This is a genomic window from Gilliamella sp. Pas-s95 (assembly GCF_009795795.1).
Taxonomy (GTDB): Bacteria; Pseudomonadota; Gammaproteobacteria; order Enterobacterales; family Orbaceae; genus Gilliamella; species Gilliamella bombicola.
The window spans coordinates 14,125-29,609 of sequence record NZ_WTFC01000004.1 but is presented as its reverse complement, the minus strand read 5'-3'; the positions used below and the strand labels follow the sequence as shown (position 1 = coordinate 29,609).

Below are 15,485 nucleotides of genomic sequence, written 5' to 3'. Positions count from 1 at the left end.
ATCCTTTTATAGTGGTTTATCTAGTTTTTATTTCGATGTTTTTCTTTTTAAAATATTTTCTATCTTCAAATCGCAAGCATGTCAGTTTTCCACCCCAACAACATCCTGTATCAAGTGCATAAATGTTTTCTGGTGTCCCTTTGCCATTTAATGCCGCCCAATGTCCAAAAGCGATACTATATTCGTTTGAAATTTTACTAGGTAATAAAAACCAAGGTTTAAGTTTTGATGGTGCTTGTTCAGGTGATTTTTTATAGTAGAAATCTAACCGACCATCCTCATAGCAAAAACGCATACGAGTTAATGCGTTAGCAATATAACGTAGCCTATCTAAGCCTTGTAATTCTGGTTGCCATTCATCAGGAAAATTACCATACATTTTATCAAGGAATAAAATATAAGAATCGCTTGATAACATAGCATTCAAATCATTGGCACATTTTTTTAGTGTTTCAAGATCCCATTGTGGTGAAATACCTGCGTGAGTCATAATTAGTTTTAATGATTCGTCGATTTGAACTAATGGTTGTTTACGTAGCCAATTCATTAATTCATCAAGATCTGTCGCACGGATGAGCTCTTCAAGATTATCCTTCTTTTTGGCCTGCGTAATATTGGCATAAATCGATAGTAAATGTAGGTCATGATTACCTAATACCAATCTAATTTGATTGGCATTATGTTTAACAAATCTTAGAACTTCTAATGATTTTGGACCTCTAGCAACAAGATCACCAGTTAGCCACAAAGTGTCAGATGATGAGAATTTTGCTTTTTCAAGTAACCGCATAAATTCATCATAACAGCCATGAATATCACCAATAAGTAGATTTGCCATAATATTATTTCCATGCATTTGCTAGTTGACAGTATTGTTGTACTGTTAAGTTTTCAGCACGTAAATTTGGGTCAATATTCAATTCAACTAACTGTTCAACAGTAAACATATTACTTAAACTGTTACGAATAGTTTTACGTCGTTGGTTAAATGCCTCTGTAGTTACACGAGAAAGTGTTTTTATATCATTAACAAGATAAGGTTTTTCTTTATAGGGTACTAATCTAACTACTGCTGAATCAACTTTTGGTGCAGGTTTAAATGATGTTGGTGGCACTTCAAGAACTGGGATGATTTGACAATAATATTGAGCCATTACGCTCAATCTACCATAATCTTTACTGTTAGGTGCTGCAACTAAGCGAGTTACTACCTCTTTTTGTAACATAAAATGCATATCGGTGATGATATTTGCATGTTCAAATAAATGGAACATCAAAGGGGTTGATATATTATATGGTAAGTTACCAAATACTCTTAATGGTTTATCTAATTGCTTGGCCAATAGATTAAAGTCAAAGGTCAGTGCATCTTGTTCAATAACAGTTAGTTTATTATGTAAAAATGGATTTTCGATCAATCTACTGGCTAAATCTCTGTCGATCTCTATAACGGTTAAACGATCAACATATTTACTTACAGGTACTGTTAATGCTGCAAGTCCTGGTCCGATTTCCACTAGCGCTTGATCTGTTTTTGGCTGAATCGCTGCAACAATACTTTCGATGATATAGTCATCATGTAAAAAGTTTTGTCCGAATCTTTTACGGGCAAAATGCCCTTGGTGAACACGATTATTCATGTTTATCTTCACCTGTAATTTTGATGTAAGCGTCACCTTTTATTTCTTGAACCCAGGCTTGGGCTTCTTCTGAAAATTTACGATTAAAAATAAGTCGATAGGCCTGATCTTTTTTCATCGCATTTGTACCATCAATCTGTCTTGTATCAATTAATTGGATTAAATGCCATCCGTAAGATGATTTTATTGGCTGGCTAATTTCTCCTTTTTTTAGCTGAGATAAGCCGTCTCTAAACCCGTTATCATAAATTTCAGGACGATTCCAACCTAAATTGCCTCCTTTTTCGGCTGTACCTGTATCTTCAGAATTCGCCTTAGCTGCAGCTTCAAATGTTATTGTGCCATTAGTAATTGATTTGCGAATATCGGCAAGTTTTTGTTGGGCAATTTTATCGGTAACTAATACGTTTGTTTTAATCAAAATATGACGTGCATTGACTTCTTGAAGTGTAATAGTTTTTGGTGCTTCTGAATGAGTATCATCAACTTTTATAATGTGCAGACCAACACCTGAACGAATAGGACCAATAATACTACCTTTTGCTGCACGCACTAAACGTTCTTCAAAGAGGGTCGGTAATTCATTTAGTTTATGCCAACCCATACTGCCGCCTTTTAAAGCAAGGTCGTCATTTGAATAAGAGGTTGCTAATTTAGCAAAGTTTTCCCCTTTTTGCGCCCGATTGATAATATCTTGTGCTTTATTTACGGCATTGTCTATTTGTTGTTTAGATGCTTTTTCTGGTATAGAAATCAAAATATGACTGATTTTTACATCAATATTATTAGCTGGTTGGCGAGTAATATTTTTTGCTAAGTTTTCTACTTCTTTTTCTGAAATTTTGATTCTAGGTCTTACTTCATGCATTCGAGTTTCATCAATCAACATATCATTGTGGATCCTTTCTCGATAGGAGCTATAGCTGATGCCCATTGTCGAGAGTTTGCTTCGAAGTTGATCAATGGTCATATCATTTTCAGACGCAATTTTATCAATTGCATTGGTTACTTCGTCATCACTAACAGTGATTTTAGCCTTAGCTGCTTTTTGTAAAATTAAGTTTTCAATAACTAAACGATCAATAATTTGTTGTCTAAGTATTTTATCATTAGGTAGATTTTGGGGATCAGTGCTTGCTTTAATTGTTTTTAGCATATCATTAACATCACTTTCTAAAATGACATTGTTATTAACAACGGCAGCAACCTTTTCTACCACTTTGGGTGCGGCATTCGCAGATAATGGAGTTATAATTCCTAAGCTTATGCTTAGGTTTAAGGTGATAAATAGTTTTAATAATTTCATATTCACTCAACTCATTTTGTTGTTGAGGCATTGGTAGCCTACAATAAATTTATCGGTAATCTATATTTACAAAAGTATTTTATTCAAATGTTGTTGTATATGGTAGCTTACCGAAATTTAGCATTTTAGCTTTGGTATCTCGGTTGTTGCCTAAACCTTGTAATTCGAAGTTAATAGACAGTTTATTTTCGTATTTGCTTTTTCGAGAAATATTGTCCCAATCTGTTAGCTTTCTACCATATTGTACCGTCATCCCCCAACAACAATCGCTATAATGCAAACCAACAAAGCTATCTGCGGTTTGTTTTAATTTAACATCATAATAGTATGAACCAACAGCACTAACTGTTTGTGACAATGGCCAAGCAGTCATTATTCCCGCTTGAGAAATATTTTGCTTATAACCTCTATAAGAAGGGTTTTTATCTACAACGTCAATATAGTTACGGTTTGCATATCGATAAGATAATTGCATTAACTTATCACCTGATGGTCGGTACTCAAATATTGTATTAGCTAGTGAAATCGTATCAATCCGAGTATCATATTGAACACCACTTCGAAAGATTATATCATCACTTATGCGCCAAAAATTATCAGATGCCCAAGTGATACTACCTGTATCAGAGTTTTCATCTAAATCATTATTATGTTCACTAGTTTTTGATTTAGTAAAATAAGTAATTTGTCCAATGGATAAGTTAAATTTTTCAACCTTGTTATTATCATAAAACCGAGTTGTTACACCAGTTGATATTTTATTGGTCGAGGCAATTCTATCCAGACCACTGTAAGGTTGATCCCTAAATAGACCTATATAATCTGATTGTAATACAGTGGAATCATAGGCGCCAATATTGGATTGATTTCGGTATGGAATATAAATGTATTTTACTCTTGGTTCCAATGTTTGGGTATAACCATCAATAAAACTTACATCACGTTCGAAAATGACTTTACCATCAATGCTGAATTTAGGTAAAAAACGATTTACAGTTTTATCTAAGTCTTTATATATCTCTTTATCGATACGATCTTGATTATAATGCGTTGCCATAAAACCAGCTTCAGTGGTTAATGATGACCAAGAATTGGTTAAGGTATAATTTAGGGTTGGTTCAACATGAGCTCGCCATGCTTTAGGTTTATCTTCTCCTGATGTCAAAAAATGAGATATTTGAGAAAATGTCCTAAATTTGAATGGTCCCAAATCATTATTATAATAACTCATATCCAATTGTGGTTCGGTTTGGTAAAGCGAGTTTTTTAGTTCTGAATGAAATGGCTGAAAGTGCCTATAGCCTAAATTAATATCCCAATTTTCATCATTATAAGCGATTTTATAAAACTGTGTTAAATATCCAGCAGTTTGAGAAGCGTATTTAGAATTTAGATTGGTGAGATACTGATTGTCACTAACTCGAGTTGTATCGGCATAAAAACGCCAATTATAGTTAATTAGTTCTTCGTTTTTCCAATGGAACAACCAACGATGGTTATTATCATCATAATTATTACCATTAACATGATTGCTTCTATCTTCATTATATTTACTATCATGTTGTAGCCAGTCAAATGCGAATGTACCTAATCCTAGTTCATTTAAATAGCGAAATTCTGTTTGTAATTGTACACCACGGTTTTGTAAAGCTCTTGGTGTAAAAGTGGCATCATAATTTGGTGCAATATTCCAATAAATTGGCATTGAAAAATCAATACCATCGATACTGTCATAGCCTAAATTAGGCATCAATAAACCCGAACGGCGTTTATTTCCAGTTGGTAGTTGTAAATATGGTGAATACAGGACTGGAACTTTGCCTATGCTAAATACGGCATTCCAAACTTCTAGTAATTGTTCTTCATTATCATGGATAACCGTGGTGCCCTTAATGTTCCATGTACTGTCATCAACAGGACAAGATGTGTAGCTACCATTTTTTAAAATAACATATCGGTTTTTTTCAAGTTTCATCTGATCCGCATTGCCACGACCAAGTCTATTGACAAGTTGATACTGACTAGGGATCATATTTGCATCATTGTTATTTAAATTCATTGATGCATTATCGCCTTTCAGTTGTATTAAATTATCTTGATAAGTAATATCACCTTCTAGTGTTACAGCTCGATTATTGTTATCTTGAGTGTCGATTGTTACTTTATCTGCTTGGACGGTGCGATTACCTTGTTCTATTAAGACATCACCTTTATATACGGCTATATTTGGATAGAATACTTCCAATTGGTTAGCTTCAGCATTTACAGGTAAGCTGTTTATGTCTCCATTGACTAAAGGGCGATCAAACCTAGGAACGCCTATAAGACATTGAGGGTTATTGCTAATAGCGGCTTTAGGTAAATCTATAGCATAACTAGAGTTGTTATACAAAGAAAGAGTAACAGCTATTGCAATAAGAGAAGGCGCTAATTTTTTCATCAATGATTAAAAAGTTATTATGATTATTTTAATTGAAGCATTATAGCTGTTATTTATAAAAGTGCGAATTAAAAATTAACGTTTCCCCTTGCGTTTATTCATTTTGTTTAGCTGTTTTACCATCACTATTCTTTTTTCGAGTGAAGTGTATTGAAACTCATCCCACCATTTAGCTAACTCCAAAAGTTCACCTTTTTCGATTGATGCTCGTATTTCTAAAAGATCGTAGGCCGCTCGAAACTTAGGGTGCTCTAAAATAGCAAATGCACGTTTCCCATCTCGTTTTTTCATCCGTAGCTGCAAACGCCAAATGTCTCCCATTATGGTGGTTAAGCGTCTAGGTATGGCAATATTTTTACATTGTTCACTAAGCACTTCATTAATTGCCATCGAAAACGAATCATAAAATGGCAAACCGCTTTCAACACTTGTTGCTTTTGCTTGTTCAATAATTGGATACCAAAAAAAGGCAGCAAATAGGAATGCAGGATTGACTCGTTTATTGTTGGCGATACGATAATCAGTATTTTTTAAAACTTGCTCAATGATTTGTTCTAAATGACTATTTTGGTTGTTAGCCAATAAACGCTCAATAGTCGGAAATAGCTGTTCGAAAAGACAATATTCTCTTAGTAACAGGTAAGTTTTATAACCGTATCCTGCTTGTAAAAGTTTAAGAGACTCGTCAAAAAGTCGAGCAGAGGGAATATTTTTCAATAGTGGTGCAAGATCTTTAATTGGCCCAGCAGTAGCTGGCTCAATTTTCATATTCAGTTTTGCTGCGAAACGGATGGCTCTTAGCATTCTAACGGGATCTTCTCGATAACGTGTTTGTGGATCGCCAATTAATTGGATAATGCCTTTTTGTAAATCTTTCAACCCTCCACAATAATCGCGTAAAGTGAAATCATTTGCACTATAATAAAGTGCATTCATAGTAAAATCGCGACGAATTGCATCTTGTTCAACGGTTCCGTAAACATTATCGCGTAACAACATACCAGACTGTGAACGTTTAGAAATATTGTTTTGCCCATTCTGAGCATCATGATCTCCACGAAAAGTCGCTACTTCAATAATTTCTTTACCAAACATAATATGGGCAAGACGAAATCGTCTTCCTACCAAGCGACAGTTGCGGAAAATTTTTTGGATTTGTTCTGGTGTTGCATTAGTTGTGATATCAAAGTCCTTTGGCATTTTGCCTAATATTAGATCTCTGATGCATCCTCCAACCAAATAAGCTTCGTACCCTTGTTTGTTTAATCGATGGAGGACTTTTAATGCATTCGCACTAATGTCTTTACGGGATATATTATGCTCATTACGTGCAATAGATACATAACCAATTTTTTGTTGTTTGTTGTTTTTTTCTTCATGGCGAAAAAACTTTTGATAAAAACGTGAAACTTGTTTAAAAATAGCGCACCTCAAAAAGTGTTTTTGGCTTAATAACAACTATAGCGCGCGATTATATCGTAATTGCCAATAATTTTCCATGTTTCTTAGCATTGGTGTTTATGAGTACAATAAAATTGTAATTTTACTAAATAGTTTAAATATTATATTTGATTTTTTTAATATAATTATCAACAATAGTAATATTGGCATTATTTAATTAAAAGCGACAAATTTTGTTTTGCTCTGGTTAGAGTAATTTAATTAGCTGATTAAGACTAAATAAAACCATACTCAACATTTCTTTTTATTTATTTGTTTTACAGAATATAATTTATAAAGCATTATAGTTTAAGAAATTATGAAGAATGTTATTTGTTATAACTTTACATATGGAAGTTGTTTGAGTATATACTATTAACTAATAACTTATTGGGGACATTATGAATATTCGTGATTTGGAATATTTTGTTTCATTAGCTGAATTTCGTCATTTTCGTAAAGCTGCTGATGCTTGCAATGTGAGTCAACCAACTCTTAGTGGTCAAATTAGGAAATTAGAAGATGAACTAGGCGTAATGTTATTAGAGCGTACTAGTCGCAAAGTATTATTTACTCAAACAGGAATGATGCTGGTTGAGCAAGCTAAAGAGATTTTGCGTAACATTCAAATTCTAAAAGAAATGGCAAGTCGTCAAGGTGAAGAAATGTCAGGACCAATGCATATAGGCTTGATTCCTACGATAGCACCTTATCTTTTACCGCATGTGATTACTGTGTTACATGAGTCTTTTCCTCAGTTAGAGCTGTATTTACACGAAGCTCAAACCGCTAACATTGTTGCTCAGCTTGAAAGTGGAAAACTTGATTGTGCCATTGTTGCTCAAGTTAAAGAAACCTCGCAGTTTATTGAGTTACCATTGTTTGACGAGCCGATGTTTTTAGCTGTTCCTGCAAGTAGTGAAATGGCTAGCAAAAAAGTCGTTAAACTATCTCAGTTAAAAGGACAAAAATTCTTAATGCTAGAAGATGGTCACTGTTTACGAGATCATGCAATGGGATATTGTTTCCAAGTTGGTATTGATGAGGATAAACAGTTTAAAGCAACCAGTCTGGAAACGCTTCGTAGTATGATTGCTGCTGGCCGTGGCATCACTTTATTTCCAGAGCTTGCGGCACCTAATGAGCGGGTTCGAGATAATATTTGCTATATTCCTTGTGCAGAGCCAGTACCATCACGCAGTATTACTTTGATTTATCGTCCTGGCTCGCCATTACGTTCTCGCTATGAAACCATAGCTAAAACTATCCGTGAGCATATGCCGAAAGTGTTTGCTGAAAAAGAGCGATTATTAAAATCAGCAAATTAATGTTAGTTTACATATAAGCAACTAGGATTGAGCTATAAAATGAAAAATATCAAGACCGGCGGCGGTGTTCGAGCTCAACAGAAAGAAAGAACCCGCCGTACCTTAATTGATGCGGCATTTAATCAACTTAATGCCGAGCAAGGTTTTGCTAGTTTAAGTTTAAGAGAAGTTGCCCGCGAAGCAGGTATTGCTGCAACTTCGTTTTATCGCCATTTTCGAGATATGGATGAATTAGGTTTGGCCATGGTTGATGAAAGTGGTTTGACTCTTCGTCAATTATTGCGACAAGCGCGTAAGCGTATTGAAAAAGGTGGTAGTGTACTACGGACATCTGTTACCACATTTATTGAGTTTATTGATAAAAATCCTAAAGTCTTTTTATTACTTCTCCGCGAAAAAGCTGGAACATCAGCAGCTTTTCGTTCTGCTATTGCTCGAGAAATCCAACACTTTATTGTAGAGCTTGTTGATTATCTTGATAATGCCAACCAGATGCCTCACCATTACAATGAAGCTCAAGCAGAAGCAATGGTAACTATTGCTTTTAATGCGGGAGCTGAAGCAATTGATTTTGACACAGCACAAAGACAAAAATTAATTGAAGATCTTATTTTCCAACTAAGAATGGTGTCTCGTGGAGCTTATTATTTATATCATAAAGAACAAATCAAAAAAGATAGTCATTAATCGTTATACTACCCCAAATCCAATCTCAAAATTCTAATTTGGTCGTAATATTAAAATTTTATGCTGTTTAGCAATTAATTATTTTCAATAAGAATATCTACTAATTACTGATTTTTACTATTACTATTTATTGTGTTTTTGTTATTCATACTATAGCATTAAAAAAAGAGAAACATTGTTAAATAGAAATTAATTTCATGACTAAACTATACTTTTTGCTTTATTCGCTTATTTTGTCCTTTCCCTTTTTCAACTATGCTCATTCAAATGTGGGATTTAAGGAAATCTATTATAGCAAAGAAGACAGTAGACCTTTAAATATTGCAATATGGTATCCGACAGATGCTCAACAAAGAGCAGTAGCTATTGGCGATAATGCCGTTTTTTACGGTTCTAAAGTCATTCCTAATGCAGCATCTATTTCAAATTATCGTAAACATCCTTTGATTGTTATTTCACATGGTTATGGAGGAAGTTGGCAAAGTTTAAATTGGCTTGCTTATGAACTAGCAGATAAGGGATATATTGTTGCTGCACCTAATCATCCCGGAACTACTTATTTTAATAAAAATATTACTCAATCTAGTAAATTGTGGTTACGTCCTCAAGATCTAAGTAAAACTATTGATGCGTTACAAATAGATGAAATTTTAGCAAACCATATTGATGTGAACAAAATTTCATCTATTGGACATTCCCTTGGCGGTTGGACAGTAGCTGCACTTGCCGGAGCAAGGTTTGATACAGATCTTTTTAAACAAGATTGCACTATACATTCACATTTAAAAGCTTGCCAGTTAGTGAGTGAACTTGGACTAGATAACCCACAATTAAATAAAAACATGTCAGATCCGAGAATAAAGTCATTTATTTCTTTAGATGCGGGATTAGTTAGAGGATTTACCGCAGATAGTTTGAAAAATATTACTGTTCCTTCTTTAATCATTGGTGCTGGTATTGATGTTGGTGATATGAATGTAGAGCTTGAATCTGGTTATTTACAACAGTTTCTTTCAAAATCATTATCAACTTATATTGTTATTCCTGATGCAATGCATTTTACTTTCATACAAATTTGTAAATCAGATGCTATAGATATTTTAGAGCAAGAGGTTAAAGGAGAATCAATCATTTGTAAAGATGGCGGTAATCGCACAAGGACAGAGATACACCGTGAAATAACGGATCGAATAATCGATTTTTTAGCTAAATCAAATTTAAATTAGCGCTTATTTTAAAAATATACTGTGGCAAAACCACAGTATATTTTATGAATTAATCATTAAAGACTTTGTAGTACTTTTTCAACACTATCTTTAGCATCACCAAATAACATATAACTATTTTCTTTAAAGAATAGTGGATTTTGTACGCCTGCATAACCAGTATTCATTGAGCGTTTAGAAATAATAACAGTCTTTGCTTTCCAAACTTCAAGAACAGGCATGCCAGCTATTGGGCTATTAGGATCTTCTTCTGCTGCTGGGTTAACAGTATCGTTAGCTCCAATTACCCAAACCACATCAGTATCAGGGAAGTCATCGTTGATTTCATCCATTTCTAATACAATATCATAAGGGACTTTCGCTTCAGCTAATAATACATTCATATGCCCAGGTAAACGTCCAGCCACTGGGTGAATGCCAAATCTCACTTCAATATCCATTGCACGTAGTTTTTCTGTAATATTACTTACTGCACCTTGTGCTTGTGCAACAGCCATACCATAGCCAGGAACGATGATAACAGAACGCGCTTCTTTTAATGTTTGTGCAACTTCAGCAGGTTGCATTTCACGGTACTCGCCTTGTTCTTCATCAGATGAATTAGCTGCGCTACCATCACTGCCAAATCCACCAGCAATAACACTAATAAATGAGCGGTTCATCGCTTTACACATAATGTATGAAAGAATTGCACCTGATGAACCAACTAATGCGCCTGTTACAATTAATAGATCGTTACCTAACATAAAGCCCGCTGCTGCGGCTGCCCAACCAGAATAAGAGTTTAGCATTGAGATTACCACTGGCATATCAGCACCACCAATTGAGGCAACAAGATGGAAGCCAAATACAAATGCAATTATTGCCATAATTAATAGACTAATGAGTGCACCTGTTCCTTTTTCTACTTCAATGAAGGTATACATTAATATGATCGAAACAACAATCGCAGCTAAATTCCAATAATGTTTATTTGGAATAGAAAGCGGTTTAGAGCTAATACGGCCATTTAATTTACCGAATGCAACAACAGAACCTGAGAAAGTTACAGCCCCAATGAATACACCCACAAAAATTTCGACTAAATGTACAGTAAGCTCATTACCATGAAATAGTTGTGAATGACTGTTTAAGTCTAAAAAGCTATTTAAACCAACAAGTACCGCTGCCATACCAACAAAGCTATGTAGTAGCGCAACAAGTTCTGGCATTTGCGTCATTTCAACTTTTTTAGCAAGGTATAACCCAATTGTTGCACCAATAATCATTGAGATTACGATCCAGTGTAATCCACCCTTGATACTAGCTACTGCTGCAATAAGTGCAATAGCCATACCAATCATACCGTAGATATTTCCTGATTTGGCTGATTCTTGGTTAGAAAGACCACGTAAACTAAAGATAAAAAGTAATGCAGCAATAACATAGGCTGCTTGAATGATTCCATTACTCATGGTTTATTCCCTCCCTTACTTGCCACGTTGAAACATTTTCAGCATTCTTTGCGTAACAAAGAATCCGCCAAAAATATTAATACTAGCGATTAAAATAGCAACAAAGGCAATTGCTGTACTTAGACCGTTGTCATCACCGATTTGCAATATTGCTCCGACTAAAATAATACCAGAAATTGCATTAGTTACTGACATCAGTGGAGTATGTAGAGAGTGCGTAACATTCCATACAACGTAATAACCAACCACGCAAGATAAAGCAAAAACAGTGAAATGCCCTAAGAAGCTTTCGGGTACAGAATTCGCAAGCCAGAAATAGGCTAGAATGGCTAATGCAAAAATTCCATATTTTTTACGTGGATCCATTGGTTTTGGTTCAGGTTTAGCAATTGGCTCAGAAGTTTTTTTCTGAGGTTGTGCTGATACTTGAATTGGTGGTGCTGGCCAAGTTATTTCTTTTTCTTTAACCACTGTTACACCACGGATAACAACATCTTCAAAGTTAATATTAATATTGCCATCTTTTTCTTTAGCTAGCAGTTTTAATAAGTTAACAATGTTTGTACCATAAAGTTGTGATGCTTGAGCTGGCATACGATTAGCTAGATCGGTATAGCCAACAATTTTTACATTATTTTCAGTTTCGAAAACTTGGCCCGGTTTAGTTAATTCACAGTTACCGCCAGTTAATGCTGCTAAATCAACAATAACACTACCTGGTTTCATGGATTCAACCATCTCTTTAGAAATAAGTTTTGGTGCCGGTTTTCCTGGAATTAATGCTGTGGTAATAATGATATCTACATCTTTAGCTTGTTCAGCAAATAGCGCCATTTCGGCTTCAATAAAGGCTGCTGACATTTGTTTAGCATAGCCATCGCCAGAGCCTGCTTCTTCTTCAAAATCAAGCTCTAAAAAGTCAGCTCCCATACTGTTTATTTGTTCTGCCACTTCAGGACGCGTATCAAAAGCTCGAACAATTGCACCTAAACTTACTGCAGCACCAATTGCTGCAAGGCCAGCAACACCAGCACCAATAACTAATACTTTAGCTGGCGGGACTTTACCTGCAGCAGTAACTTGACCAGTAAAGAAACGACCAAATTGGTTTGCAGCTTCAATAACTGAACGATAACCAGCAATATTAGACATTGAACTGAGGGCATCTAAAGATTGTGCCCGTGAAATACGTGGCACACAGTCCATTGCCATAACAGTAATATTTTTAGCTGCTAGTTTTTCTAATAATTCTTTGTGTTGCGCTGGGTAAATATAACTGATGAGAGTTAACCCTTCTTTCATTAACGCGATTTCATCATCAGTTGGCGCATGAAATTTCAAAATTAAATCATTTTGCCAAATGTCTTGTGTATTTTGGATTGTGGCTCCGGCATCAATAAAAGCTTGGTCTTCAAAATGAGCAGCATGCCCAGCACCTTGTTCTACAGAAACTGTAAAACCAAGTTTTAACAGTTGTCCAACAGTTTGGGGAGTTGCTGCAACTCTAGCTTCATTGGCTAACCGTTCTTTAGGTATACCGATATGCATTTTGTTACATCCTTACGTTAGTTTATATAGAGTATATTAATTTTAGCATAAATAGGTATCAGTGCGAGTAGGGAATCTATTTTTTATGCAAGAAATAAGATTTTAATTTATTTTGATGATATTTATTAATTAATATTATTATAAGTTTATATTTAAGTAGCCAGAATTTTAATAATACAGTTTTAATTCTTTCATCGAATTCCATTACAAATTTACTCTATATTGTTATATAATTGACGATATTTCTGTTTATACCGTAAACAATGGAAGCTCTACGGTATGTTTCGATTTTGTTCTCGTTGAATTGAGGAACTTTTATGATTGATTTTTCCCAATCAGTGCCGGAACTGGTCTCTTGGGCAAAAAAGAATGATTTTTCGATCACTTTGCCAGTTGAAAGGTTAGCTTTTTTATTGGCTATTGCCGTATTAAATAGTGAACGTTTTGATGGCGAAATGACAGAATCTGAATTGATTGATGCTTTTAGGCATGTTTCACAAATTTTTGAACAAAGTGAAGATACCATCACTATACGAGCCAATAATGCAATTAACGATTTAGTGCGTCAGCGTTTTATTACGCGGTTTGCAAGTGAAATGACTGATGGTTTTTCAATTTATCGTTTAACACCATTAGGGATAGGCATTTCTGATTATTATATTCGCCAGCGCGAATTTTCAACATTGCGCTTATCCATTCAATTATCTATTGTTGCGCAAGAATTAAAACGTGCCGCAGATGCAGCAGTCGAAGGTGGTGATGATTTACATTGGCACCGAAATGTCTTTGCTCCGTTAAAATATTCGGTCGCAGAAATTTTTGATAGTATTGATATCACCCAACGCGTCATGGATGAACAGCAAACCGATGTGAAGCAAAATATCTCGGCGTTATTAAGTCAAGATTGGCAGGCCGCAATTACCAGTTGTGAAGGATTACTTACCGAAACATCGCAAACATTGCGCGAGTTACAAGACACTTTAGCCGCTGCTGGCGATAAATTACAAGCCAGTTTACTTTTGATACAAGACGCAACGCTTGATAAACCTGAACTAGATAAAATTAACAACGTAGTCATGGATCTACAAGGTAAGCTTGACCGCATTATTGGTTGGGGACAAAAAGCGATAGATCTTTGGATAGGTTACGATCGACACGTTCATAAATTTATTCGTACAGCTATCGACTTAGATAAAAACCGTGTATTTTCACAACGTTTACGCAAATCGATTCAAGGATATTTTGATTTACCTTGGTCACTAACTTTTGCTAATGCTGAGCGCTTACTTGATATGCGTGATGAAGAGTTAGCGTTACATGATGCTGAAGTGACGGGGGAATTACCATCAGAGCTTGAATTTGAAATGATTGAAGAAATTCAAGAACATATTATTGCGCATATTGAACAAAATTTATTGATTTTTAAACAAGAAAATAAACCACTTGATATGGGTATTGCCATTCGCAGTTATTTAGCTCAATTCCCACGTGAGCAGCATTTCGATATTGCAAGGTTATTCATTGATCAAGCTATTCGTCTCGGTATTGCCGAAGATGATCTGCTTGGTGTTCCTGCTGAATGGAAACTTATTAACGATTATGGAGCTAAGGTGCAAGCACATGTCATCGACAGATACTAAAGATTTAGAAATAGAACAAACGGCTCATCATCTTGATGATGTCATGGAACGTATTGCGGCAAGTTCTCAGGCGTCCATAGATAAATATATGCCTGTAAAATTGGCGCAAGCGATTGCTAATCCTATTTTTCCAGAACTGGACAGTTTATTACGTTCAGGCCGTCATGTTGGTATTGATGAACTTGATCATCACGCATTTTTAATGGATTTTCAACTTGAGCTTGAACAATTCTACCAACGTTATAATGTTGAATTAATTCGAGCTCCTGAAGGTTTTTTCTATCTTCGACCTCGTTCAACAACATTAATTCCAAGATCTGTTTTATCTGAACTTGATATGCTTGTTGGTAAGGTTCTTTGTTATTTGTATCTAAGCCCTGAACGATTAGCTCACGAAGGTGTTTTTACCCTACAAGAGCTATTTGATGAGCTAGTTTCGTTAGCTGACGAAAGTAGATTACTTAAATTAGTGAATCAACGCTCAACGGGATCAGATTTAGATCGTCAAAAATTATTTGATAAAGTAAAAACGGCGTTAAATCGATTACGACGACTTGGTATGATTTTTTTTATTGTTGGAAACGACAGCTCACGCTTTCGTATTAACGAAGCTATTTTCCGATTTGGAGCTGATGTTCGTAGTGGTGATGATGCGCAAGAAGCCCAATTACGTTTAATCCGAGATGGCGAAGCAATTAAAATTGAATCGACCCTAATCTTAGATAATGATAACAATGAAGAACAAGATGATGATGTTAATGAGGAGATAGAATAAA

12 protein-coding genes are annotated in these 15,485 nt (G+C 35.1%); 5 read left to right on the top strand and 7 right to left on the bottom strand.

All coding sequences use genetic code 11. From position 1 onward, the window contains the following. Positions 1–16: 16 nt before the first annotated feature. From apaH to pcnB, 5 genes are all read right to left on the bottom strand, one after another. Positions 17–838 carry a bis(5'-nucleosyl)-tetraphosphatase (symmetrical) ApaH gene (gene apaH, locus GQ598_RS01760; protein WP_160402084.1) on the bottom strand — a complete coding sequence of 274 codons (822 nt, stop codon included), beginning with the start codon at positions 836–838 and terminating at the stop codon, positions 17–19. Positions 839–842: 4 nt separating this feature from the next. Then, positions 843–1,640: a 16S rRNA (adenine(1518)-N(6)/adenine(1519)-N(6))-dimethyltransferase RsmA gene (gene rsmA, locus GQ598_RS01755; protein WP_160402083.1), complete on the bottom strand. Its 798-nt coding sequence runs from the start codon at positions 1,638–1,640 to the stop codon at positions 843–845. Next, positions 1,633–2,946, bottom strand: coding sequence for a peptidylprolyl isomerase SurA (gene surA / locus GQ598_RS01750; protein ID WP_160402082.1), 1,314 nt, complete (start codon positions 2,944–2,946; stop codon positions 1,633–1,635). Before surA ends, rsmA begins: the two co-directional genes overlap by 8 nt. Before the next feature lie 79 nt (positions 2,947–3,025). After that, positions 3,026–5,386, bottom strand: coding sequence for an LPS assembly protein LptD (gene lptD / locus GQ598_RS01745; protein ID WP_160402081.1), 2,361 nt, complete (start codon positions 5,384–5,386; stop codon positions 3,026–3,028). Between the two features lie 75 nt (positions 5,387–5,461). Further along, positions 5,462–6,808 (bottom strand): polynucleotide adenylyltransferase PcnB, encoded by a 1,347-nt coding sequence (gene pcnB, locus GQ598_RS01740; protein ID WP_370516515.1) that lies wholly within the window; start codon positions 6,806–6,808, stop codon positions 5,462–5,464. A 419-nt stretch (positions 6,809–7,227) separates the two neighbouring features. Between pcnB and oxyR the strand changes: the two genes are divergently transcribed. The 3 genes from oxyR (at position 7,228) to GQ598_RS01725 (ending at position 10,067) form a co-directional block, all read left to right on the top strand. Then, positions 7,228–8,154 carry a DNA-binding transcriptional regulator OxyR gene (gene oxyR / locus GQ598_RS01735; RefSeq protein WP_160402079.1) on the top strand — a complete coding sequence of 309 codons (927 nt, stop codon included), beginning with the start codon at positions 7,228–7,230 and terminating at the stop codon, positions 8,152–8,154. A 39-nt stretch (positions 8,155–8,193) separates the two neighbouring features. Then, positions 8,194–8,841 carry an HTH-type transcriptional repressor FabR gene (gene fabR / locus GQ598_RS01730; protein ID WP_160402078.1) on the top strand — a complete coding sequence of 216 codons (648 nt, stop codon included), beginning with the start codon at positions 8,194–8,196 and terminating at the stop codon, positions 8,839–8,841. A 197-nt stretch (positions 8,842–9,038) separates the two neighbouring features. Then, positions 9,039–10,067 carry an alpha/beta fold hydrolase gene (locus tag GQ598_RS01725; RefSeq protein ID WP_160402077.1) on the top strand — a complete coding sequence of 343 codons (1,029 nt, stop codon included), beginning with the start codon at positions 9,039–9,041 and terminating at the stop codon, positions 10,065–10,067. Positions 10,068–10,123: 56 nt separating this feature from the next. Here GQ598_RS01725 and pntB read toward each other — a convergent pair whose 3' ends face one another. Both pntB and pntA read right to left on the bottom strand, forming a co-directional pair. Next, positions 10,124–11,521 carry a Re/Si-specific NAD(P)(+) transhydrogenase subunit beta gene (gene pntB, locus GQ598_RS01720; protein ID WP_160402076.1) on the bottom strand — a complete coding sequence of 466 codons (1,398 nt, stop codon included), beginning with the start codon at positions 11,519–11,521 and terminating at the stop codon, positions 10,124–10,126. Between the two features lie 15 nt (positions 11,522–11,536). Further along, positions 11,537–13,069 carry a Re/Si-specific NAD(P)(+) transhydrogenase subunit alpha gene (pntA, locus tag GQ598_RS01715; protein ID WP_160402075.1) on the bottom strand — a complete coding sequence of 511 codons (1,533 nt, stop codon included), beginning with the start codon at positions 13,067–13,069 and terminating at the stop codon, positions 11,537–11,539. Positions 13,070–13,386: 317 nt separating this feature from the next. Here pntA and mukF point away from each other — a divergent pair, with 317 nt between their 5' ends. Beyond that, entirely contained in the window at positions 13,387–14,709 is a 1,323-nt protein-coding gene (gene mukF / locus GQ598_RS01710) for a chromosome partition protein MukF (RefSeq protein WP_160402074.1), read from the top strand. Positions 14,710–14,752: 43 nt separating this feature from the next. Further along, complete coding sequence (mukE, locus tag GQ598_RS01705; protein ID WP_160402133.1) at positions 14,753–15,484, top strand: chromosome partition protein MukE; 732 nt, start codon at positions 14,753–14,755, stop codon at positions 15,482–15,484. The last annotated feature ends 1 nt before the right edge of the window (position 15,485 follow it).

Bases quoted from the DNA above. Each gene is read 5' to 3' on its own strand.
- lptD (WP_160402081.1), bottom strand. From the start codon at position 5,386: ATGAAAAAATTAGCGCCTTCTCTTATTGCAATAGCTGTTACTCTTTCT.
- surA (WP_160402082.1), bottom strand. From the start codon at position 2,946: ATGAAATTATTAAAACTATTTATCACCTTAAACCTAAGCATAAGCTTA.
- apaH (WP_160402084.1), bottom strand. From the start codon at position 838: ATGGCAAATCTACTTATTGGTGATATTCATGGCTGTTATGATGAATTT.
- fabR (WP_160402078.1), top strand. From the start codon at position 8,194: ATGAAAAATATCAAGACCGGCGGCGGTGTTCGAGCTCAACAGAAAGAA.
- GQ598_RS01725 (WP_160402077.1), top strand. From the start codon at position 9,039: ATGACTAAACTATACTTTTTGCTTTATTCGCTTATTTTGTCCTTTCCC.
- pntA (WP_160402075.1), bottom strand. From the start codon at position 13,069: ATGCATATCGGTATACCTAAAGAACGGTTAGCCAATGAAGCTAGAGTT.
- mukF (WP_160402074.1), top strand. From the start codon at position 13,387: ATGATTGATTTTTCCCAATCAGTGCCGGAACTGGTCTCTTGGGCAAAA.
- rsmA (WP_160402083.1), bottom strand. From the start codon at position 1,640: ATGAATAATCGTGTTCACCAAGGGCATTTTGCCCGTAAAAGATTCGGA.
- oxyR (WP_160402079.1), top strand. From the start codon at position 7,228: ATGAATATTCGTGATTTGGAATATTTTGTTTCATTAGCTGAATTTCGT.
- mukE (WP_160402133.1), top strand. From the start codon at position 14,753: ATGGAACGTATTGCGGCAAGTTCTCAGGCGTCCATAGATAAATATATG.
- pntB (WP_160402076.1), bottom strand. From the start codon at position 11,521: ATGAGTAATGGAATCATTCAAGCAGCCTATGTTATTGCTGCATTACTT.